This is a genomic window from Serratia sp. K1WW1 (genome assembly GCF_055790865.1).
On record NZ_CM147697.1, the window covers coordinates 2,831,625 to 2,852,412 of the forward strand.

Here is a 20,788-nt window from a genome sequence, read left to right on the forward strand (position 1 = left end):
AATTGAGGCAATACTGCTCTAGGGGCGCCGCCTGCTTAGCTGCATGCCACGCCCGTTCAAACTAAACAATACGCAACGTAGGGGCTTGAGCGCAGCGGCGGATGGCGACGGGAACCGATTTGGAGGTCGGCGTGCCGGTGCCATCACCAAAACTGGCCAGCGGCACCAGCGGGTTGGTTTCGGGATAGTAGGCTGCCAGATTACCGCGTGGGATATCGTAGCTGACCAGCTTGAAGCCGCTGACCTTTCTGGTTACGCCATCGTTCCATAAGGTTTCGATTTCCACCAATTCCCCATCCTGCAGACCAAGATCGGCCAAATCTTCAGGATGAATAAACAGCACCTCGCGCTGGCCGTAAACACCGCGATAGCGATCGTCCAGTCCATAGATGGTGGTGTTGTACTGATCGTGTGAACGCAGGGTTTGCAACACGAACGGCGCTTTTTCTGCCCCGATTTGCGGGAACAGCGTCTCGGGTAGTGGAGCGGCACTGAACTCAGCTTTACCGCTCTGAGTTGCAAAGCGCAATTCGGCAGCGGCGTTGCCCAGATAGAACCCTCCTGGTTGCTCACAGCGCTGGTTAAAATCGTCAAAGCCGGGAATGGTGGCCTGGATATGCTGGCGGATCAGTGAATAATCGTCGGCCAGCTCCAGCCAGTCCAGCTTTTGGTTGCCCAGCACTGCGTCGGCAATACCGCAGACAATCGCGGTTTCAGAACGCTGGGTGTCTGCCAGCGGTTTGCCGATGCCTTCGGAGGCGTGCACCATGCTGAAGGAATCTTCCACCGTGATGTATTGCGGGCCGCTGGCCTGCATATCCAACTCGGTACGCCCCAGCGTTGGCAGGATCAACGCTTCTTTACCGGTGATCAGATGGCTGCGGTTCAGCTTGGTGCTGATATGCACCGTCAAATCACAACGGCGCAGAGCCTGGGCGGTACGCTCGGTATCCGGTGCTGCTGCTGCCAGGTTGCCCCCGAGCGCAATCAGCACCTTGACCTCACCACGCAGCATCGCTTCAATGGCTTCGACCGTATTGTGGCCGATCTCGCGGCGGGGGCTAAAGCCAAAGTGCTGCTCCAGGCTATCCAGCAGCGCCTTGGGCGCTTTCTCATCGATGCCCATGGTGCGGTTGCCTTGCACGTTGCTGTGGCCGCGTACTGGGCATAGGCCCGCGCCTGGCTTGCCCAACTGGCCGCACAGCAATTGCAGGTTGGTGATCTCGCGCACCGTCGGTACTGAGTGCTTATGCTGCGTGACGCCCATCGCCCAGGTGCAGATAACACGCTCTGCGCCTTGGTAAATCGCAGCCGCATGGCGCAGTTGGGTTTCGCTCAACCCGGATTGCGTGGTGATCTGTTGCCATGAGGTGGCATCCACCTGAGCCAGATAATCTTCGATGCCGACACAATGCCGATCGATAAACGGTTGGTCGAACAGCCCTGGTTTGTTGGCGGCTATCCGCTGGCGGTGGGTTTCCAGCAGCGCCTTCACCATGCCGCGCACCGCCGCCATATCGCCACCCAGGTTGGGCTGGAAGTAGGCCGAACTGATGGGGGAGGATTTGGGCGTCAGCATCTGGATCGGGTTTTGCGGATCGGCAAACCTTTCCAGCCCGCGTTCGCGCAGGGTATTGAAACTGACGATGCGCGCGCCGCGACTGGCCGCGTGTTTCAGGCTGTGCAGCATGCGTGGATGGTTGGTGCCGGGGTTCTGGCCAAACACAAAAATCGCGTCGGCCTGCTCGAAGTCATCCATACGGATGGTGCCTTTGCCGACGCCGATGCTCTGCTTGAGGCCGACACCGCTGGCTTCGTGGCACATATTGGAACAGTCCGGGAAGTTGCTGGTGCCCAGCATCCGGCCAAACAGCTGATAAAGGTAGGAGGCTTCATTGCTGGCACGGCCTGAGGTGTACAGCTCAATCTGGTTGGGATTATCCATTGCCTGGATATGGCTGGCGATAAGTTTGAAGGCATCCGGCCAGGTGATGGGCTGATAGCGATCGGTCTTGGCGTCGTAGCGCATTGGGTGCGTCAACCGGCCTTGATACTCCAGGAAGTAGTCGCTCTGCTCGCGTAGGGTGCTGACGCTGTGGGCCGCAAAGAATGCTGGTTCAACCGCATTACGTGTCGCTTCCCAACTGACCGCCTTGGCCCCATTCTCGCAGAAGCTGAAGGTGCTGTGGTTGTCATCACCCCAGGCACAGCCGGGGCAATCGAAACCGCGCGCTTTGTTAACGCGCATCAGGTTGCGCAGATTTTTCAGCGCCTGTTTGCTGTCGAACACATAGCGGGTGGTGGCTTCCAATGAGCCCCAGCCGCCCGCCGCGCCGCGATAAGGCTTGATTGACGGTTTAAATTTCATGATTTTCTTCGCAGGTGATTAATGTAGCTAAAAGGTAAATGCCTTTTTAAGCATTTTGAGTATTTATGTGGCAAGTCTAGGGGCGTGAGGCCTTGGCGTCTAATCGAATAGAGCAATGATGGGATAGACGACACTTATCGCCGCTGCCAGCAAGGCAGTAGCAAATGATATACTTCATGCAGAAACCATTTTCCGGGCCAATACATGGATATTAAGCAACTGATCTACCTGTGTAATCTTGAGCGGGAACGCCACTTCGGCCGGGCCGCAGAGGCCAGCTTTGTCAGCCAGCCGACCTTATCCATGCGGCTGAAAAATCTGGAAAAAGAGCTCGGTGTCTCGTTGATCAACCGTGGTAACAACTTTGAAGGCTTCACTGCCGAAGGCGAGAGGGTCTTGGCTTGGGCGCGGGAAATTGTTTCCGTTTACCAGGGGCTGAAGCTGGAAGTGGAGTCACTGAAACACGGGCTGAACGGCACGTTGCGCATCGGCACCGTGCCGCAGTGCAGCATTTCGTTAGCGCAGATGTTGAAGGCGGTCAGCGAGCGTTACCCGCAGTTGGACTATCGCGTAGCGGTATTGAGCGCCGATCAGTTGCTGGAAGCGCTGACCGCGCACACGGTGGATATCGGCATCGGTTTCTTTGAGCTACCAACGCTCAAGGAGCTGCATTTCCAGTCCCAGTCTTTGGCCGACAGCGGCATTGACCTGGTGTTTCATCCTCAGCATTTTCCCGAGCTGGTGGGGGAAAGCCCACTCACGCTGGCAACCGTGGCCGAGCTGCCATTATGCCTTGCTGAGCCGACGCGTTACTTCCGTCGTTACCTGGATCAGCAGTTTCGTGATGAGGGCTTAACGTTGCATACCCGAATGGAAACCACCTCGATCTTCCAACTGCTACAGGGGATTTTTGTTGGCTTGGGATGCGGGTTGTTCCCCGGAGGTAATTTGCAGATGGAAATGATGCCGCAACTGCAACGGCGCAGCGTTGCCATTGCGCCGATGTCACGTCATGCCGCCTTGGTGATCGCCGAGCCAGCAAGGGCCACGCCGCTGGCACAGCACTTTTTTGATGCGGCTCAGGCGTGGTTATTGCGCTAGCTCGACTTCTACTGCATCGCCAAGACTGTAACGCATCCGGTTTTCCCAGGCGTACAGCGCGCCGGTTAAAATTACGTCCAATGCCTGCGACCGATCCAGCCCGCTGTTTAACAGCGGCTGCACGCTTTGTGACGTGAATTTCTCAGGTGTTCGCGCCAGTTCGGCCGTTACGCCTATCACGGCAGCGGTCACCGGATCGTCGGCCACCTCAAGCGCGTTATCAATCCCAGCCACTAATGCCAGTGCCAACTCCCGATTGGCAAAGTTATTGGCTAGCGTAGCGACGCAGTAATGGCTGCCATTGATGCGTGACGTTACCAGCGCAACCAAAGCCTTCAGGCCTGTAGATAGCCCGTCAGCGTGGCGAGTAATGCTGTTAAATACCGCATTGCGCTCATGCAGGGCAGGCGCGTCGTGGGCCAACAGCAGGTAATAAGACTCGCTGCGGGCGTCCGGGTGGCTTTGGTCGAGAATGTCGAGCTGACGAGCCTGGGCCAGCTCGACAACGATCTCCGGCAGGCGAGCTTGCCATGACCGTTCCGTACAGGAAAATCCTGCCGGAGTGGCATCTTCGATTTGGGGAAAACCGGGTAACACCACGGCAGGTCTGCCTGCCAGCGCGGCAATACCGGCGACCACCCGTGCCTGATAGCTAACGAAACCGATGATTTGTGAAAAGGTCACAATATCTTGCGAGCTCAGGCCAACTTCGCCGAGCTGTTGTAACGCCTTGGAGCAAATCAGGGTCGGTTGGCTGGCGAGTTGGCGGGCATATTGGGTAATTTGTGCCAGGCGGACATTGCTTTGCCGCGTAGCATCCGGGCTGTCCAGAGGGGCGAGGCGAGCGGCGTAATGGCTACAAAGCGATTGCACGCCGGTGACCTGCGCCACCGTCAGGGCCGTCGACAGACGATCGTAAGGTGACAACGTCACCTCTCGCGAAATGCCGACCCGATCGGGGAACAGCACTGAATAACAGGCCGAGGACGCAGTAAAAACGTCAATGCGATGGCTGAGGGCGGCATTCAATCCCTCGTCGGTAAACGTACCCAGGCCTAACAAAAAACGCTCCCGCAAGCTTGCAGCGGCAGGCTCGAGTGGCGAACTGTCGCCTGAGCTACGCTGGGTTTCGTGGTACCACTGGAAAGGGGTTAGGCGATGTTCCATCGGATAAAATCCTTCATCAATACAACAAGCCACCGTTGCAGTTGTCAACGGCGGCAGGGTAAAAAACCACGGAGCAGGCGTCAGTCATGGCTGCATAGACCATGACCATAAATAGCGAAGCCGGCGGCAAGGATCAGCATCAGTTGCGAGAAACGTTGGTGGTGGGCGTTGTTCATCAGCGCGATATCCTGTTGTTTGCATGGCTCAACGTAGCGGATATCCTCACCGATTCGATTGGCGAGATAAAATAATGTTAAGTGCTAATTAATAACTGGATGGAATAAAATATGCTTTCATATTGCAAGAATGTGATATGCATTTGCGTTTAGCGGGGAAAGGAAGCCATTTGCGACTTCTCCTCCCAACAGTCCTCATCCCAAAAAGAGAGAGGGCTAGATCTAAAACCTGCCGCCGTCACGTCGCCAGGCATCGGCAGTAAGGGCTTCGCCAAAGTGGCTGGCAATCAGCCGCTTGGTGAGATCGTGCAGCGGTGCGGCCAGCACTTCGGCGGTGCTGCCACGCTCCACAATTTCCCCTTCATGCATCACCATCACCTGGTCGCTGATATGCTTCATCATCCCCAGATGCTGCGTCACATAAATATAGGCGATACCGTGCTTTTCCTGGAGCTCCAGCATCAGGTTGATGATCTGCGAACGCATCGACATATCCAGCGAAGCCAGCGCCTCGTCGGCAACAATCACCTTGGGTTGCAGGATCAACGCTCGCGCCAGCGCCACGCGCTGTTTCTGCCCAGAGGCGAGCATATGCGGATAATAATAAGCGTGGTCCGGCAGCATTCCCACCTGACGCAGGGTCTGGTTGATCCGCACCTCGCGTTCTGCGGCTTCCAGATCGGTGTTCAAACGTAGCGGTGCATCCAGCAACTGACCGATGCGCTGGCGTGGGTTGAGCGAGGTGCTCGGATCCTGGAAAATCATACGAATGCGCTGGCTGCGGTAGCGGTAATCGCCATAGGCCAACGCATGGTCGTCGATCAGCACTTCACCTGATGAGGGTTCCACCATACCGGAAAGCATCTTCGCCAAGGTCGATTTACCCGAGCCGTTCTCACCGATGATTGCCAGTGTCTGACCCTCACGCAGGGTAAAGCTGACTGACTTGACCGCCTCCACATGCTGGCGGCGGAACAGCCCGGTGCGATAGCGGTAGGTTTTGGTCAGGTTGCGCACTTCCAATAGCGTTTCCATGTTATTGCTCCTCCATGTTCAGCGGGAAGTGGCAGGCGAACAGGTGATTCTTCACCGGGCGCAGGCGTGGGGTTTCAATACATTGCTTTTGCGCATACGGGCAGCGTGGCCCCAGGCGGCAGCCGATCGGCAGATGCTCCAATGAGGGGATCGCTCCCGGCAGCGTATTCAGGCGGCTCTTATGCGGCAGTGAACGGCCAAAGTCCGGCATGGCGCGGATCAGCGCCTGGGTATAAGGATGATGAGGGGCGGCAAGCAGATCTTCACATTGCGCACTCTCCACCGTCTGGCCACAGTACAGCACGTTAACCCTGTCAGCCCATTTGCTCATCATCTGCAAATCGTGGCTGATCAGCAGGATGGTGGTGTTATTGTTTTGGTTCAGGCGCGCCAGCAGGCGGAAGATCTGCGCCTGCGTGGTGGGTTCCATGGCGTTGGTTGGCTCATCGGCAATCAGCAATCTTGGCTGATTGGCCAACGCAATGGCGATCATCACTTTCTGACATTCCCCTTCGGTGAGCTCGTAAGGGAAGCTGCCCATGATATCGAGGTGATCCTTGATACCGACGCGGTGCAACAGCTCAATCGCCCGCCGTTTGCGCCAGTTAAAGCGCTGCCACCAGCGGCCCTTGTAAGTCCAGCCGGGAATGGCCTGGGCCAACTGGCGGCCAATACTTTCGGAAGGATCAAGACAGGATTGCGGCTCCTGGAAGATCATCGAAACGTTGTGGCCCACCAGTTTGCGCCGTTCACGCGGGCTGAGCTGTAACAGGTCGATATCGTCAAAGCGGAAACGGTCGGCGGTGACGCGCCAGTTATCTTTGGTCACGCCGCATATGGCTTTGGCGATCAGGCTTTTTCCTGAGCCGGATTCGCCTACCAGGCCGCGCACTTCACCTTCGGTCAGCGTCATGCTGACGCGATCGACGGCTTTCACCGGCCCTTCGGCGGTCATAAATTCAATCGTCAGATTGCGGATATCGAGTAACGGCATTATTCCACTCCCGCATTGATCGCGCGGCGTATTCCGTCGCCCAACAGGTTAACCAGCAATACGCTGATCAGAATAGCGGCACCGGGCAGCATCACGGTCCAAGGTGCCACATAGACCAACTCCAACGAGTCGCCTAACATGGCTCCCCATTCCGGGGAAGGCAACTGCGCCCCCAGATCGAGGAAACCCAACGCCGCGATGTCGAGAATGGCCATCGACAACGCACGGGTGAATTCGGTGATCAGTACGGCGGCAATGTTCGGCACCACGGCGTACCACAGGATCTGCATCGTCGAAGCCCCATCCAGACGGGCTGCGACCACGTACTCTTTTTCCAGCTCATCGTGCACTGCGCTGTAGATGGTACGCACCATCCGTGGCAACAGTGCCAGCCAAACGGCAAGCATGGCGTGCTCCAGCTTCGGCCCGAGGAAGGCCACCACGATAATCGCCAGCAGCAGTGAAGGTATCGAGAGCAGGGTATCAAGAATATGGTTGAGCATCGCAGACAGCAGGCCATGGGTGACCCCCGCAAACACGCCCAGGATCACGCCACAGACGGCGGCGGCAAGGGTAACAATCAGTGCCGATCCATAGGTGGCTGCGGCGCCGGTCAGCAAGCGGCTGAGGATATCGCGGCCCAGATCGTCGGTGCCCAGGAAGAACGACACATTACCGTACCGTGACCAGGACGGCGGGAGCAACTGATATCCCAGGAACTGCTGATCGAGGGCATAAGGTGCCAGCAAGCTGCCGAACAGGGAAAGAAACAGCAGGCCGAGTACCCCATAAAAACCAATCATCGCCAAAGTATCGCCGTAGAAAATCCGCCAGGTATACAGCAGCGGGCTAGGCATTTTCTTTTCGCGGTATACGTTATCGAAGGGCATACCATTCCTTATGTTTCAGCGGGTTGGTTGCCGCGCCCAGAATGTCGGCCAGCACGTTAATGGTGATCACCAGCGTGCCGATCACCATCACGCCTGCGGAGATGGCCGCGTAGTCCTGTTGGCGGATGGCGTTAATCAGCCAGCGCCCCAGCCCTGGCCAACTGAATACCACCTCGGTGATCATGGCCAGCGTGAGCATGGTAGAAAATTGCAGACCGAGTTTTGGGATGATCGGCGGTAACGCGTTGTGCAACACGTGACGGCGGATAATGGTAAAGCGCGACAGGCCACGGGTTGCGGCAGCCTTGATGTAGTTCTGGCTGAGGACATCGTCGGTGCTGATGCGCATCAAGCGGATCACCTCAGTGATTGGGGCCACCGCCAGAGCGGCAATCGGCAGCACCATATGGCGCAGTGCACTGGCAATCATCTCATTGCGATAAGGCGAGTCAGATAGCCAGGCGTCAACCAGCGCCAGACCGGTGACCTGCTTGACCTGATACAGCAGATCGAAACGGCCCGACACCGGCAGCCAGCCAAGATGCAGTGAAAAATAGAGCATCAGCAGCAGTGCCAGCCAGAACACCGGAATGGAAAAGCCCAGCAGGGCAAAGGTACTGATGGCGGTATCCTGCCATTTGCCGCGCATCACACCGGCAATAATGCCCAGCGGAATGCCGATAAACAGGGCCAGCGTAAAGGCTAAAATGCACAGTTCCATGGTGGCCGGGAACACTTCGCGCAGCTGTTCGCTGATCGCCTGGCCATTGATGCTGGAAACGCCAAAGTCCCAGTGCAACAGGCTGACGAAATAGAACTGGTAGGCATCCAGCAGGGCAGCACCGTTTAACGGCGCGCGCGGGGTAAAGTAGCTCAGGCTGAAGCTGACCAGCGTCAGGAAGAACAGCGTGATCAGCAGCAACAGCATGCGGCGTAAGGTAAAGATAATCACTTTTTCGCGGCCTCCGTCGGTTCACGGTATACCCCGGCAAATGATGAGTTGCCGAACGGGCTCAACACCAGTCCTTTAATATCATAACGGTAGGCCTGCAAACGCAAAGAGGAGGCCAGCGGCAATACCGGCAACTGCTGTTCGAGGATCTTCTGTGCCTGCTGATAATGCTCGATACGCTGTGATAACTGCTGTGACAACAGGGCGTCCTGCAACTGTTCATCAAAAGCGGGATCACACCAGTGAGCATAGTTGGTTTGCGAACGGATTGCCGCACAGCTCAGCAGCGGGCGGAAGAAGCTGTCCGGATCGTTACTGTCGGTTGACCAACCGGTGAGCGTCAGATCGTGGTTCATTTCCATCAGCCGGGCTTCCTGGAAGCGGCCTTCTACCGGCACGATGGTGACATTAATGCCGACCTGAGCCAAATCCGCCTGTAGCAGTTCCGCCGTTTTCAACGGGCTGGGGTTATAGGATTGCGATGCTGTAGGCACCCAGAGCTTCAGATCCAGTGGCCCCACACCGGCTTCACGCAGCATTTCTCGTGCCTTGGCCGGATCGTATTCGGTGACGTGGGCATCATTATCATAGGCCCAGGAAGCGCGTGGCAGGATCGAGGCGGCGGTCTCTGCCGTGCCGTAATAGATCGATTGCATCAGGCGCTGATTGTTAATGGCTAACGCAATGGCCTGGCGCACCTTCAGGTTATCCAGCGGTGGCTTGCGGGTGTTGAAGGCCAGATAGGCGATATTCATCCCAGGGCGCAGCGTCAAGCGTAAACGCGGATCGTCGCGGAGGATCGAAAGCTGGCTGGCGGCGGGGTAGGCCAACACATCGCACTCGCCGGTCAGCAATTTGGACAGGCGGCCCGTACCTCCGGCGCCCATATCGATCACCACCTGCGGCATGCGCGGTTTCCCTTTCCAGTAAACGTCATTGCGTGCCAGACGGATATATTGCCCGGAACGGTATTCGTTCAACAAGAATGGACCGGTGCCGACCGGTTCACGATCGATCATTTCCTGGGTGCCATCCAGCGTCAGGTTGTCGGCATATTCTGCCGATAGCACCGGTGCATAATGGGTCGCCAGATGCCACAGGAAGGATGCATCCGGCGCCTGCAAGCGGAACTCGACGGTGTATTGGTCCAGCTTTTTCACGCTTTGCACGGAGTCGGCAAACTGCAAACTGTCGAAATACGGGTATTCACCGCCGTTGACGTTGTGGAACGGATGCTTCTGGTCAAACACTCGCTGAAAGCTGAACACCACATCGTCGGCGTTCATTTTGCGGGTGGGCTGGAACCAGGCGGTGGTCTGGAAAGGCACATCCCGGCGCAGGTGGAAGCGGTAGGTGGCGCCGTTGTCCAGCACTTCCCAGCTTTCCGCCAATTCCGGGATCAGACGGTAAGTGTAAGGGTCGACGTCCAGCAGCCGATCGTAAAGCTGGGCGGCCAGGGTATCGACCGTCAGACCGCTGCTAGCCATCTGCGGATTGAAGGTGTTCAGAATGCCGCTGACGCAATAGACAAAACCGCTCTGGCGGATGTCTGCTGGCGGTGGTGCTGCGCTGGGCACAGCCGGTGTCGCGGCCAGGGCAGACGTTGCCAGGCAGCCGAGCGACATTATCCAAAGAGGTAAACCACGCATAGACGCTTCATGGGTTATTAAGCAATAACGTTAGTGTATCGCACTCTGACCAACAGCCCAATTCCTTGAGCAAAATGGCTGAAATTTCGGCGGTTTGGTTAAGCTTGCCGCTGTTTTCTGGCGTGTCGGCCTCCGCCCGAAATCCGTGCTGGTGGATAATTACCCAAGCTTAGTGTGGTAATGAGAAAAATTCTCAACAAAGTGCTTTACAGATGATACTGAGAACCATTATCATCATTTGGCAGTTCACGGAAGGCCACACCTTGTGGCCCTTTGTGGAAGGCACGACATTGCTCACATTGCTTCCAGTGTTTACTTAGCCAGCTCGGGTGCTGGCTTTTTTTTTGCCTTTATTTCAGGTGAACGGCAAAACCGGAGCGGCCAGGGGCAATGTCTTCTCGCAGCGTTAACTGTGGGATCGCATAATCGCCAAAGTTTTGCTTACGGAATGGCAAAGGCTCGGTGCTTGCCAGCGTGTCCAGTCGTTCCCCCAGCGCCGCACAAAGCTCTGGAAATTTCGCTTCGTCGAAGCGATCGGTGCGGTACGCCACAAACGGTGGCAGCACGTCAAAGCCGGGGTAATACAGAATGCCATGGTGGATAGGGAAGAGAATATCCTCTATCGGGCCGTTGATACCGCGCTGGCTGTAATGAGACTCCCAACCGCCCGTAGTGACCAGCAGCATAGCCCGTTTCCCTGCCAGCGTACCTTCGCCATAACGATCCCCCCAATGCGTATCGGAATGCTCGCCAACGCCGTATGCGAAGCCATAGGCATACACGCGCTCTACCCACCCCTTGAGGATGGCAGGCATGGAGAACCACCACAGTGGAAACTGCAGGATCACGGTATCCGCCCAGAGTAACTTCTCCTGCTCCAGCGCAATATCTGCGCTTTGCGTTCCTTGTTCCAGAGCGATCCGGGAATCCATCGCCGGATTAAACCGGGCAGCGCTATCCCGATCCGTACGGTCTTCGCCATCCAAAGAGGCTTTCCATTTCATGGCGTACAGATCGGAAACCTGTACCTGATGCCCAGCGTCCTGCAGATGTTTGACCGCAAAGTTTTTTAGTGAGCCATTAAGCGATTGGGCTTCCGGGTGAGCGTAGACCAGCAGAATATTCATCATTAAGTACCATTGCTGTAAAGAGAGCAACAGAGTAGGTTAGCGCCAGGTATAGTTAAAATTGATTTAGATGATTACAGGTATTTGTATGAGTAATTTCGGCAGGCTGGATCTCAATCTATTGGTGACGTTGGATGTGTTGCTGATGGAATTGAATGTTACGCGCGCGGCGGAGCGGTTGTCGCTATCGCAACCTTCGGTAAGCGCTCATCTGGCCAAGCTGAGAGCGTTTTTCGACGATCCGCTGCTGCTGCCTGGCCCAAGAGGAATGCGGCCAACGGCCAGAGCGGAGGCTTTACGTGAACCTTTGCGGCAGGCGTTGGAAGTGCTTGAACACACCGTTTCACCCATCAGCCCTTTTGAGGCGGCCAGCGCAAATATCACCTGGCGCGTTGCCGCATCCGATTATGGCGAATCCACGGTGCTGTTACCCGCCTTGGCACGGCTTCGTCAAGCTGCCCCCAACAGCCGATTGGCGGTGTTGGAACTGGCACCGACCAGGATTGCCCGGCAGGCGGAGTTGGGGGAGATCGATCTGGCCTTTCACACTCCGGACAGTGCACCGGTGGGGATGCGTCAACGCGTGTTATTCAAGGAGAAGTATGTGTTGGTGGGCCGCATCGGTCATCCTGCGTTGATGGCTCGCCCCACGCTGGCGCAATTTAGCCAACTGGAGCACGTAGTGGTTTCGCCAAACGGCGGGGGATTTAGCGGCATCACCGATCACACGCTGGAGCAGGTTGGGCTTTCGCGCCGGGTGGTCCTTTCCGTCCCGCATTTTCTGTTTGTGAAATCGGTGATCGCCAAGACGGATCTGGTGGCGATGTTGCCCGAACGCCTGGTACGCGACAGCCCCGGAGTACAGATTGCCGAGCCACCAGTGGAGATCCCAGGCTATGAGCTGGCAATGCTGTGGGATGAGCGTTCGCATCGCGATCCCGCCCATCAATGGTTACGCGAATTGATTGCCCAGTCGGTTTAACTTCCCTCAGGGTCGCTGCCTTGCAGCAGCGCATGTTTTTTCAACATGCCGCGTAGCTGATGATAGGTCAGCCCCAGCAAATCGGCGGCTTTGCGCTGATTGAAACGGCCCTGTTTCAATGCCATTTCCAGCAGGGTTTTCTCCTGCTGATGTTGCCAGCTTTTAAAATCCAGCGGCAATGCAGGTAAATCACTGGTCCGCGCGGTTGCCTCATCATCAAGCGGCGCTGAACGCTTGGCAAAGGGGTTAATGATGATCTCATCCAGTTCATCCTGGTCTGAACCATGGCGGTAAACGGAGCGCTCAACCACGTTTTTCAGCTCACGGACGTTACCCGGCCAGGAGTAGCCGAGCAGCGTTGCCCGGGCATGTTCACTGAAGCCGGGGAACAACGGCAGTGACAGCTCGCGGCACATCTGAATGGCGAAATGCTCGGCCAACAGCATGATGTCTTGCTGGCGTTGGCGCAGCGGCGGCAGTTGCACCACGTCGAACGCCAGGCGGTCCAGCAGATCGGCACGGAATTTTCCGGCGGTGGCCAGCGCGGGCAAATCGTCATTGGTGGCGCACACTAGTCGGACATCCACCCGCAGCGGTTGGCTGCCACCCACGCGCTCCAGATGGCCATATTCAATCACCCGCAGCAGCTTTTCTTGCACCAGCATTGGCGCGGTTGCCAATTCATCCAGAAACAGGGTGCCGCCATCGGCACGTTCAAAGCGGCCAAGATGGCGTTTTTGTGCGCCGGTAAACGCGCCAGCCTCATGGCCAAACAGCTCCGAATCCAGCAGGTTTTCATTCAGTGCCGCACAGTTGAGGGAGATAAACGGCCCTTGCCAACGGTTGGAAAGATAGTGTAACCGGTGGGCAATCAGCTCTTTACCTGTGCCGCGCTCACCGATCACCAGCACCGGTTTGTTGAGCTTGGCCAACTGTGAAACTTGCTCCAGCACCTCCACAAAGGCGTTGGCCTCGCCCAACAGATTTTCTAACGGTTCGCTCATGATGAAATTCGCCAATGTTTGGTGAAAACACTCACTCTACAGCAAGCGTGGCGAGAGTCAAAAACAAATAATCTATGTATTTCAATTAAATAAAAGTTGGCACGCTTCTTGATTAACTCTTTGGGCAAGTTGTATAACTTAACTCGGCGCTTCAGACGCCTTCAGAACCAAGAGGAAGTAAATTATGGGTATCTTTTCTCGTTTTGCCGACATCGTGAACGCCAACATCAATACTCTGCTCGATAAAGCAGAAGACCCGCAAAAGCTGGTGCGTTTGATGATCCAGGAAATGGAAGACACGCTGGTTGAAGTGCGCTCCACCTCAGCGCGTGCCCTGGCGGAGAAAAAACAGCTGCTGCGCCGCATTGAGCAGGGTGAAAACCAAATCAATGACTGGCAGGACAAAGCCGAACTGGCGCTGCGTAAAGATAAAGAAGATCTGGCCCGTGCGGCGCTGATCGAAAAACAGAAAGTGGCCGATCTGCTTGCTACACTGAGCCAGGAAGTGGCTACCGTAGAAGAGACGCTGGCCCGCATGAAGAGTGAAATTGGCGAGCTGGAAAACAAGCTGACCGAAACTCGCGCGCGCCAGCAGGCATTAACGCTGCGCCATCAGGCGGCTTCTTCTTCACGGGATGTGCGTCGCCAACTGGACAGCGGTAAACTGGATGAGGCGATGGCGCGTTTTGAACAGTTTGAGCGCCGTATCGACCATATGGAAGCCGAAGCGGAAAGCGTCAGCATTGGCAAAAAGAAAAGCCTGCATCAGGAGTTTGCCGAACTGCAGGCGGACGATGCCATCAGTGAGCAACTGGCGGCAATGAAAGCCAAGATGAACCGCCCGGAATAATGCTTAAGCGGCCACCCAGCGTGGCCGCCACACTACGGCCAATAAGAAGGAATTGAGATGAGTGCTCTATTACTTGCCATCCCGTTGACAATCTTTGTGTTGTTTGTCGCACCGATTTGGCTTTGGTTGCATTACAGCAACCGGCAACAGAGCGGCGTTCAACTGAGTCATCAGGAGATGCAACGTCTGACGCAGCTGGCGGAGCAGGCCTCACGCATGCGCGATCGCATTCAGGCGTTGGAAGATATTCTTGATGCGGAACACCCGAATTGGAGGCAGTCGTAATGCGTAGAGACCAGGACAGAGGAAAGTATGGCGATCGTCACGATCGTTCTTACTACAACGACAACAGCGGTTCATACAAGGGCAACACGTTAGGCAGTAAAAAACTGTACCGTGTGCCTGAAGAAGGCATGCTGAAGGGCGTTTGCGCTGGCCTTGCTCACTATTTTGACGTGCCCGTGCGTTTGATCCGGGTGATTGCCGTGCTGTCGCTGTTCTTCGGGCTGTTTTTCATTACGGTGGTCGCCTATATCGCCTTGGTCTTCGTGCTTGAGGAGGCTCCAGCCAGCCGTTATCAGGATGAGCATCAGGCCACACCTCGCCAGTTGCTCGATAAGCTGCAATATGAATTGAGCAGCGGGGAGCAGCAGTTGCGCAAGGTCGAGCGCTACGTCACGTCTGACACCTTTGGCGTGCAGAGCCGCTTTCGCCAACTGTAACCACTCTTAGCGATGCACGGGCCTGCGTACGCCGCAGGTCAGGCATTGCACCGACTTTTTCCCCAACATTTGCCAGAGGGCAGCAACCATGAGCAAAACCTATGCGATTAATGCCCCAAAAACCGCTTCACCAAAATGGGGAGTAGGTGCATTGTTGAAGACCTTGTCGAAAGTCATCATCATAGCGCTAATGAGTTATGGCCCGGCGGGGGCAACCGCGTGGTTGCTGAAAACCGTCAGCCGCAAACCGCTGCGTTACGTGTTGGCCCTGTTGCTGGAACCGCTGGTTCGCAAAGGGCTGAACAAGGCGTTCGGGCGCTATGCCAAGGAGAACAATGAAACGACTGCAAAATGAATTATCTTCGCTGGTCAATCGAGGGATGGATCGTCATCTGCGGTTGGCAGTCACCGGCTTGAGCCGCAGCGGTAAGACGGCGTTTATCACCGGATTGGTCAATCAGTTACTCCATGTTCACAGCGGCGCGCGTATGCCGCTGTTTTCCCCTGTGCGGGAAGAAAGGCTGTTGGGGGTGAAACGCATTCCTCAACGCGACCTCGGTATCCAACGTTTCACCTACGACGAAGGCCTGGCGCAGCTGTATGGCAATCCGCCAAGTTGGCCAACGCCAACCCGTGGCGTCAGCGAAATCCGCCTGGCACTGCGCTACCGTTCCAATGATTCACTGCTGCGCCATTTTAAAGAAACCTCCACGCTGTATCTGGAGATCGTCGACTATCCGGGCGAATGGCTGCTGGATTTGCCGATGCTGGAACAGGACTACCTGGCGTGGTCACGTCAAATGGCTGGGTTGTTGCAGGGCGACCGCGCGCGCTGGGCCGAGCCTTGGCTGGCATTGTGCAAAGATCTCGATCCGTTGGCCCCGGCGGATGAAAACAAGCTGGCGGCGATCGCCCAGGCTTATACCGACTACCTGCTGCGCTGTAAGGCCGAAGGATTGCACTTTATTCAGCCTGGGCGCTTTGTGCTGCCTGGCGATATGGCCGGTGCGCCTGCGTTGCAGTTCTTCCCGTGGCCGAACGTCGATGCGGCAGGGGAATCGCGCCTGGCGCAGGCAGACAAACATACTAATGCGGGTATGCTGCGCGCCCGCTTTAACTATTACTGTCAGTCGATCGTCAAGGCGTTTTATAAGGAGCACTTTGTGCGTTTCGACCGCCAGATCGTGCTGGTGGATTGCCTGCAACCGCTCAACAGCGGGCCGCAGGCGTTTAATGATATGCGTCTGGCGCTGACCCAACTGATGCAAAGCTTCCACTACGGCAAGCGTACGCTGTTCCGCCGCCTGTTTTCGCCGACCATCGACAAACTGATGTTCGCGGCGACCAAGGCGGATCATATCACCGCCGATCAGCACGCCAATCTGGTTTCGCTGTTACAGCAACTGGTGCAGGAGGCCTGGCAGAACGCCGCGTTTGAAGGCATCAGTATGGACTGCGTCGGCCTGGCTTCGGTACAGGCGACCGAAAGCGGCATTGTCGATCATCATGGGCAGCCGATCCCGGCATTGAAAGGCCACCGTCTGGACGATGGCGCACCGCTGACGGTCTTCCCCGGCGAAGTGCCTGCGCGCCTGCCTGGCCCGGCGTTCTGGCAGCAACAAGGGTTCCATTTTGACCAGTTCCGCCCGCGCATGATGAGCGTTGATAGTCCGCTGCCGCATATCCGTCTGGATGCGGTGATGGAGTTTTTATTGGGAGATAAATTACGATGAGCGAGCCGTTAAAACCGCGTATCGATTTTGCCGAGCCGTTGCAGCCACCACAGGAACCGATATTGCGTGCAGGCTTGGAGTTTGACGAACAGCAGGCCGAGAAATTCTATCCGGCAGCGCCAGAGATGGAGCAGGAAGAGGAGGAAGGGCGCGCGGAAGGTATTGTTAACGCCGCGTTGAAACCCAAGCGCAGCCTGTGGCGCAAGATGGTTAACGCCGGGTTGATGCTGTTTGGCGTCAGCGTGGTGGCTCAAGGTGTCCAGTGGGTGCATACCTCCTGGGTGCAGCAGGATTGGATCGCGCTGGGAGGCGGGATCGCCGGTGGGTTGATCGTCTTCGCCGGTATCGGTTCGGTGGTTGGGGAATGGCGCAGGCTATACCGCCTACGCCAACGGGCAGAAGAGCGTGACGAAGCTCGGGAATTGCTGCATAGCCACGGCCTGGGGAGAGGGCGCGAGTTTTGTGAAAAGCTGGCGCGTCAGGCCGGGTTGGATCAAGGGCACCCCGCTTTGCAACGCTGGCAGGCTTCATTACATGAAACCCAGAACGACCGCGAAGTGGTTGCGCTGTATGCCAAGCTGGTGCAGCCGGTGTTGGATAATCAGGCGAGGCGCGAAATCAGCCGTTCGGCGGCAGAGTCGACGCTGATGATCGCCGTCAGCCCTTTGGCCTTGGTGGACATGGCCTTTATCGCCTGGCGCAATATCCGCCTGATTAACCGCATTGCGGCCCTGTATGGCATTGAACTGGGCTATTTCAGCCGTATCCGTCTGTTCCGTCTGGTGTTGCTGAATATCGCCTTCGCTGGTGCTTCTGAACTGGTGCGGGAAGTGGGCATGGATTGGATGTCGCAGGATATTGCGGCGCGGTTGTCTGGGCGGGCTGCGCAGGGTATTGGGGCAGGTTTGTTGACGGCGCGGTTGGGCATCAAGGCCATGGAACTGTGCCGCCCGTTACCTTGGTTAGAAGGCGATAAGCCAAAACTGGGTGATTTCCGTGGTCAATTGATTAACCAGTTGAAAGACACCATGAAAAAAGGTCAAAGCAAAGTCTGACTCCACCAGGCTGCGTCAATCAGACGCAGCCTTATAGCTGAACCGCCAAAAAACCCTTCTTTTTGTACACCTCTGCAATACCCATTAATTGTTAATAATAAGTTAATAAAGTGTTTGTTTTGCGGTCTTGGTCACGAAAAATACCACGGACAGCGGCAAAGAAGACGGTATATTTGACTAACTATTAATCTGAATATCTGACTGCGCCAGCGGGTGAATCCCGCCGTATTCACTTGCTGCTTCAGCACCAAGACATCAATCCCAAGGACAGGAGGTAATGAACATGCCGCACCGTGAGCCGAACTTAGAGACTTTCCAACCCTATGCCGATGAAAGCCAAACCCTCCGTCGACATATTCATCAGTACCCTGAACTGGGATTCGAGGAACGACAAACCGCCGATCTGGTGGCGGGAAAGCTTGAGGAGTGGGGGTATCAGGTGACACGTGGGCTCGGTATCACCGGCCTGGTTGGGACGTTGAAAAGAGGCACCAGCCCCCGCACGTTAGGTATTCGGGCAGATATGGATGCCTTGCCGATCCTGGAAAATACGCAACTCCCTTACAGCAGCCAGCACGAAGGCATCATGCATGCCTGTGGGCATGACGGCCACACCGCGATGCTGCTTGGCGCGGCACATTATCTGGCCGATCACGCCGGTTTCGATGGCACCTTGCATCTCATTTTTCAACCCGCAGAAGAGGGGTTGGCCGGTGCCCAGAAGATGATCGACGATGGCCTGTTTAAACGCTTCCCCTGTGACGCCATTTTTGCCATGCACAACATGCCGGGCTTCCCGCAGGGGCAGTTTGTCTTTGGTGAGGGGGCGTTTATGGCTTCCAGTGATACGGTCACCCTCACCATTCATGGCAAAGGGGGCCATGGCGCGATGCCGAAGGGCACCGTTGATGCCGTGGTCGTCGGGGCCAGTATTGTGATGGCATTGCAGACGATCGTCGCGCGTAATCTGGGGGCGCAAGAGCCGGGTGTGATCACCGTAGGTTCATTCCAGTCAGGCATGGCCAGTAATGTCATCGCCGACTCTGCGGTATTAAAACTAAGCGTGCGCGCGTTGGATCCGCAAGTCAGGGAGCTGTTGGAAGAGCGCATCAAGACGTTAGTGGCGGCCCAGGCGGCCTCATATGGTGCCAGGATCGATATTGACTATGATCACACCTATCCCGTGTTGGTTAACCAGCCGGAGATGACCCGCTTTGCCAAGAAGGTGGCGCAAAATTTAATGGGTGAAAGCCATCCGCAGCAGGTAATTGATATTCCGGAACCGTTGATGGGCAGCGAAGACTTTGCCTTTATGCTGAACCAGTGCCCAGGCAGTTATTTACTATTAGGTAACGGCCAGGGTGAAAACAGCTGCATGGTACATAACCCCGGCTATGATTTTAATGATGCAATTATACTCAGAGGGATCGCCTATTGGTCCGAGTTGACGCAGGAATTCCTGAAGGAATAAACCTCGGCCTTTAATAAATTGCTGATGCTGCTAATTTGTCGGGGTCGAACATGTTCGATCCTGGCATAACATCGATTATCTGGACGGACGCCGCATGTGGCGTTCCTACATAAAAGGACAGGCCATGGATAGCGTCAAGGAAAGAAAGTCCCCGGCTAGGGCCATTGTGGCTACCACGTTAGGCAATGGCTTAGAGTTTTTTGATTTGGTGCTTTACGCATTTTTTGCGACCTACATTGCAAAAGCTTATTTCCCCGCGACGGACCCTTTGGTGAGCATGACGATGACCTTTGGGATGGGTTATCTTGCCAGGCCGCTGGGGGCGCTGGTCATCGGCCATTATGCCGATAAAAAAGGGCGCAAGCCCGCCATGACGCTGACGTTCCTGCTGATGGGGCTCAGTACCCTGACAATTGGTATCACCCCGTCATATGAAAGCATCGGGACTGCGGCCCCGATCATTATTACCCTGGCCAGGCTGATGCAAGGCTTCTCCGCAGGCGGTGAGTTAGGCGCATCAACCACCCTGCTGGTGGAGTATGCTAAACCCCATAATCGCGGGTTTTACGGGGGATGGCAGGTCGCGAGCCAAGGTGCGGGCAACGTATTTGCCGCCATGACGTTGGTGATCCTGGTCAATTGCATGCCAGAGGCGAGTGTGGAAGCCTGGGGTTGGCGTATTCCGTTTCTGTTTGGCATCGTGATTGTTCCGGTGGGGCTGTATATTCGCTTTAAGCTGGAAGAAACCGCCACTCACACTTTACCAACGGCCAGCGAAAGCGTCAGCAAAATACCCCTTTTGGAAGTAATAACTACCTACTATAAAGAAACCTTGGCGGGCATTTTGCTGACGATGGGGGGAACCATCCCGCATATGATCATCATGTTTTATATTCCCAACTACGCCATCAGCATCTTAAAGTTGGATACCAGCTATAGCATGTTAATTGGTGCCATCGCCGGTTTGATTACGTTGATTGGTGGGCCGCTGGCCGGGATGTGGTCAGATAAGGTCGGCAGAGTCCGGTTGATTGCCTGGGCGAGAATAGCGATTACGGTGCTGATTTATCCTGCCTTTTATTTACTCAGCAGTCACCCCAGTGTTGAAATGCTGTTTGCGGTGATGATTGTGCTGAGCATTATCAATATTATCGGTGCTTCGCCTTCCATCACCATTTTGCCGGAAATATTCCCAAGGCGGGTAAGAACCACCGGGTTATCGCTGGTTTATAGCGTTGCCGTGGGGATCTTTGGCGGTTTCTCATTATCGGTGGCTTCCTATCTGATCAAGCTAACCGGTAATACTACGGCCCCGGCGTTTTACGTGATTGCCGGTTGTGTTTTATCGCTGTTTGCCTTCCTGTACATCAAGGAAACCAGCCAGGCACCGCTCAATTAATTACTTCCCATGCAACCCTCTCAGTTAGTGAGAGGGGTTGCTCTTTTGGGTAAGCCAGGTCACTTCGTCACCCACGATCTTGCGGCTGAACAGGTCTTCTAGCAGAAACGCTT

Annotated in this window: 20 protein-coding genes; 11 read left to right on the forward strand and 9 right to left on the reverse strand. The window is 55.9% G+C overall.

What is annotated here, in order from left to right; genetic code table 11:
- Positions 1-61: 61 nt before the first annotated feature.
- Positions 62-2,368, reverse strand: a complete 2,307-nt coding sequence (locus ACX9GU_RS12925; protein WP_473195008.1) for an FdhF/YdeP family oxidoreductase — start codon at positions 2,366-2,368, stop codon at positions 62-64.
- 204 nt (positions 2,369-2,572) lie between these two features.
- Between ACX9GU_RS12925 and ACX9GU_RS12930 the strand changes: the two genes are divergently transcribed.
- Complete coding sequence (locus ACX9GU_RS12930; protein ID WP_473195009.1) at positions 2,573-3,469, forward strand: LysR family transcriptional regulator; 897 nt, start codon at positions 2,573-2,575, stop codon at positions 3,467-3,469.
- Here the strand turns inward: ACX9GU_RS12930 and ACX9GU_RS12935 are convergent.
- On the reverse strand, positions 3,458-4,636 hold the full coding sequence (locus tag ACX9GU_RS12935) for a CMD domain-containing protein (protein WP_473195010.1): 1,179 nt from the start codon (positions 4,634-4,636) through the stop codon (positions 3,458-3,460). The genes ACX9GU_RS12930 and ACX9GU_RS12935 overlap by 12 nt on opposite strands.
- 101 nt (positions 4,637-4,737) lie before the next feature.
- On the opposite strand from ACX9GU_RS12935, the gene ACX9GU_RS12940 reads away from it, so the two are divergent.
- Positions 4,738-4,887, forward strand: a complete 150-nt coding sequence (locus ACX9GU_RS12940; RefSeq protein WP_473195011.1) for a hypothetical protein — start codon at positions 4,738-4,740, stop codon at positions 4,885-4,887.
- A gap of 147 nt (positions 4,888-5,034) precedes the next feature.
- Here the strand turns inward: ACX9GU_RS12940 and sapF are convergent, their stop codons facing one another.
- The 6 genes from sapF to ACX9GU_RS12970 form a co-directional block, all read right to left on the reverse strand.
- Positions 5,035-5,847, reverse strand: coding sequence for a putrescine export ABC transporter ATP-binding protein SapF (gene sapF, locus ACX9GU_RS12945; RefSeq protein ID WP_021182072.1), 813 nt, complete (start codon positions 5,845-5,847; stop codon positions 5,035-5,037).
- Between the two features lies 1 nt (position 5,848).
- The gene (sapD, locus tag ACX9GU_RS12950) at positions 5,849-6,841 is read right to left on the reverse strand and encodes a putrescine export ABC transporter ATP-binding protein SapD (protein WP_021806551.1); all 993 of its coding nucleotides are present in this window, start codon (positions 6,839-6,841) and stop codon (positions 5,849-5,851) included.
- Positions 6,841-7,731, reverse strand: coding sequence for a putrescine export ABC transporter permease SapC (gene sapC / locus ACX9GU_RS12955; protein ID WP_473195012.1), 891 nt, complete (start codon positions 7,729-7,731; stop codon positions 6,841-6,843). Before sapC ends, sapD begins: the two co-directional genes overlap by 1 nt.
- Entirely contained in the window at positions 7,718-8,683 is a 966-nt protein-coding gene (gene sapB / locus ACX9GU_RS12960) for a putrescine export ABC transporter permease SapB (RefSeq protein ID WP_473195013.1), read from the reverse strand. Before sapB ends, sapC begins: the two co-directional genes overlap by 14 nt.
- Positions 8,680-10,332, reverse strand: a complete 1,653-nt coding sequence (gene sapA, locus ACX9GU_RS12965; RefSeq protein ID WP_473195014.1) for an ABC transporter substrate-binding protein SapA — start codon at positions 10,330-10,332, stop codon at positions 8,680-8,682. Before sapA ends, sapB begins: the two co-directional genes overlap by 4 nt.
- 350 nt (positions 10,333-10,682) lie before the next feature.
- Positions 10,683-11,459, reverse strand: a complete 777-nt coding sequence (locus ACX9GU_RS12970) for an NAD(P)H-dependent oxidoreductase (protein WP_473195174.1) — start codon at positions 11,457-11,459, stop codon at positions 10,683-10,685.
- Between the two features lie 88 nt (positions 11,460-11,547).
- On the opposite strand from ACX9GU_RS12970, the gene ACX9GU_RS12975 reads away from it, so the two are divergent.
- Positions 11,548-12,441 carry a LysR family transcriptional regulator gene (locus ACX9GU_RS12975; RefSeq protein ID WP_473195015.1) on the forward strand — a complete coding sequence of 298 codons (894 nt, stop codon included), beginning with the start codon at positions 11,548-11,550 and terminating at the stop codon, positions 12,439-12,441.
- Here ACX9GU_RS12975 and pspF read toward each other — a convergent pair.
- Entirely contained in the window at positions 12,438-13,445 is a 1,008-nt protein-coding gene (pspF, locus tag ACX9GU_RS12980) for a phage shock protein operon transcriptional activator (RefSeq protein ID WP_473195016.1), read from the reverse strand. The genes ACX9GU_RS12975 and pspF overlap by 4 nt on opposite strands.
- Before the next feature lie 184 nt (positions 13,446-13,629).
- Here pspF and pspA point away from each other — a divergent pair, with 184 nt between their 5' ends.
- The 8 genes from pspA (at position 13,630) to ACX9GU_RS13020 (ending at position 20,675) form a co-directional block, all read left to right on the forward strand.
- On the forward strand, positions 13,630-14,295 hold the full coding sequence (gene pspA, locus ACX9GU_RS12985) for a phage shock protein PspA (protein WP_021182065.1): 666 nt from the start codon (positions 13,630-13,632) through the stop codon (positions 14,293-14,295).
- A gap of 57 nt (positions 14,296-14,352) precedes the next feature.
- Positions 14,353-14,580, forward strand: a complete 228-nt coding sequence (gene pspB, locus ACX9GU_RS12990; protein ID WP_021182064.1) for an envelope stress response membrane protein PspB — start codon at positions 14,353-14,355, stop codon at positions 14,578-14,580.
- Between the two features lie 128 nt (positions 14,581-14,708).
- A complete protein-coding gene (gene pspC / locus ACX9GU_RS12995; RefSeq protein ID WP_473195175.1) occupies positions 14,709-15,017 on the forward strand; it encodes an envelope stress response membrane protein PspC in 309 nt (102 codons plus the stop codon).
- A gap of 88 nt (positions 15,018-15,105) precedes the next feature.
- A complete protein-coding gene (gene pspD, locus ACX9GU_RS13000) occupies positions 15,106-15,372 on the forward strand; it encodes a phage shock protein PspD (protein ID WP_021182062.1) in 267 nt (88 codons plus the stop codon).
- The gene (locus ACX9GU_RS13005; RefSeq protein WP_473195017.1) at positions 15,353-16,750 is read left to right on the forward strand and encodes a YcjX family GTP-binding protein; all 1,398 of its coding nucleotides are present in this window, start codon (positions 15,353-15,355) and stop codon (positions 16,748-16,750) included. Before pspD ends, ACX9GU_RS13005 begins: the two co-directional genes overlap by 20 nt.
- Positions 16,747-17,805, forward strand: coding sequence for a TIGR01620 family protein (locus ACX9GU_RS13010; protein ID WP_473195018.1), 1,059 nt, complete (start codon positions 16,747-16,749; stop codon positions 17,803-17,805). The genes ACX9GU_RS13005 and ACX9GU_RS13010 overlap by 4 nt, the downstream gene beginning before the upstream one ends.
- Positions 17,806-18,082: 277 nt before the next feature.
- Positions 18,083-19,276: a M20 aminoacylase family protein gene (locus ACX9GU_RS13015; RefSeq protein WP_473195019.1), complete on the forward strand. Its 1,194-nt coding sequence runs from the start codon at positions 18,083-18,085 to the stop codon at positions 19,274-19,276.
- Positions 19,277-19,400: 124 nt separating this feature from the next.
- Complete coding sequence (locus tag ACX9GU_RS13020) at positions 19,401-20,675, forward strand: MFS transporter (RefSeq protein ID WP_473195020.1); 1,275 nt, start codon at positions 19,401-19,403, stop codon at positions 20,673-20,675.
- The last annotated feature ends 113 nt before the right edge of the window (positions 20,676-20,788 follow it).

What these genes read in the sequence shown, in the direction of transcription:
- ACX9GU_RS12925 (WP_473195008.1), bottom strand. Translation starts at nt 2,368, where the DNA reads ATGAAATTTAAACCGTCAATCAAGCCTTATCGCGGCGCGGCGGGCGGC.
- ACX9GU_RS12930 (WP_473195009.1), top strand. Translation starts at nt 2,573, where the DNA reads ATGGATATTAAGCAACTGATCTACCTGTGTAATCTTGAGCGGGAACGC.
- ACX9GU_RS12935 (WP_473195010.1), bottom strand. Translation starts at nt 4,636, where the DNA reads ATGGAACATCGCCTAACCCCTTTCCAGTGGTACCACGAAACCCAGCGT.
- ACX9GU_RS12940 (WP_473195011.1), top strand. Translation starts at nt 4,738, where the DNA reads ATGACCATAAATAGCGAAGCCGGCGGCAAGGATCAGCATCAGTTGCGA.
- sapF (WP_021182072.1), bottom strand. Translation starts at nt 5,847, where the DNA reads ATGGAAACGCTATTGGAAGTGCGCAACCTGACCAAAACCTACCGCTAT.
- sapD (WP_021806551.1), bottom strand. Translation starts at nt 6,841, where the DNA reads ATGCCGTTACTCGATATCCGCAATCTGACGATTGAATTTATGACCGCC.
- sapC (WP_473195012.1), bottom strand. Translation starts at nt 7,731, where the DNA reads ATGCCCTTCGATAACGTATACCGCGAAAAGAAAATGCCTAGCCCGCTG.
- sapA (WP_473195014.1), bottom strand. Translation starts at nt 10,332, where the DNA reads ATGCGTGGTTTACCTCTTTGGATAATGTCGCTCGGCTGCCTGGCAACG.
- ACX9GU_RS12970 (WP_473195174.1), bottom strand. Translation starts at nt 11,459, where the DNA reads ATGAATATTCTGCTGGTCTACGCTCACCCGGAAGCCCAATCGCTTAAT.
- ACX9GU_RS12975 (WP_473195015.1), top strand. Translation starts at nt 11,548, where the DNA reads ATGAGTAATTTCGGCAGGCTGGATCTCAATCTATTGGTGACGTTGGAT.
- pspF (WP_473195016.1), bottom strand. Translation starts at nt 13,445, where the DNA reads ATGAGCGAACCGTTAGAAAATCTGTTGGGCGAGGCCAACGCCTTTGTG.
- pspA (WP_021182065.1), top strand. Translation starts at nt 13,630, where the DNA reads ATGGGTATCTTTTCTCGTTTTGCCGACATCGTGAACGCCAACATCAAT.
- pspB (WP_021182064.1), top strand. Translation starts at nt 14,353, where the DNA reads ATGAGTGCTCTATTACTTGCCATCCCGTTGACAATCTTTGTGTTGTTT.
- pspC (WP_473195175.1), top strand. Translation starts at nt 14,709, where the DNA reads ATGCTGAAGGGCGTTTGCGCTGGCCTTGCTCACTATTTTGACGTGCCC.
- pspD (WP_021182062.1), top strand. Translation starts at nt 15,106, where the DNA reads ATGAGCAAAACCTATGCGATTAATGCCCCAAAAACCGCTTCACCAAAA.
- ACX9GU_RS13005 (WP_473195017.1), top strand. Translation starts at nt 15,353, where the DNA reads ATGAAACGACTGCAAAATGAATTATCTTCGCTGGTCAATCGAGGGATG.
- ACX9GU_RS13010 (WP_473195018.1), top strand. Translation starts at nt 16,747, where the DNA reads ATGAGCGAGCCGTTAAAACCGCGTATCGATTTTGCCGAGCCGTTGCAG.
- ACX9GU_RS13015 (WP_473195019.1), top strand. Translation starts at nt 18,083, where the DNA reads ATGAACATGCCGCACCGTGAGCCGAACTTAGAGACTTTCCAACCCTAT.
- ACX9GU_RS13020 (WP_473195020.1), top strand. Translation starts at nt 19,401, where the DNA reads ATGGATAGCGTCAAGGAAAGAAAGTCCCCGGCTAGGGCCATTGTGGCT.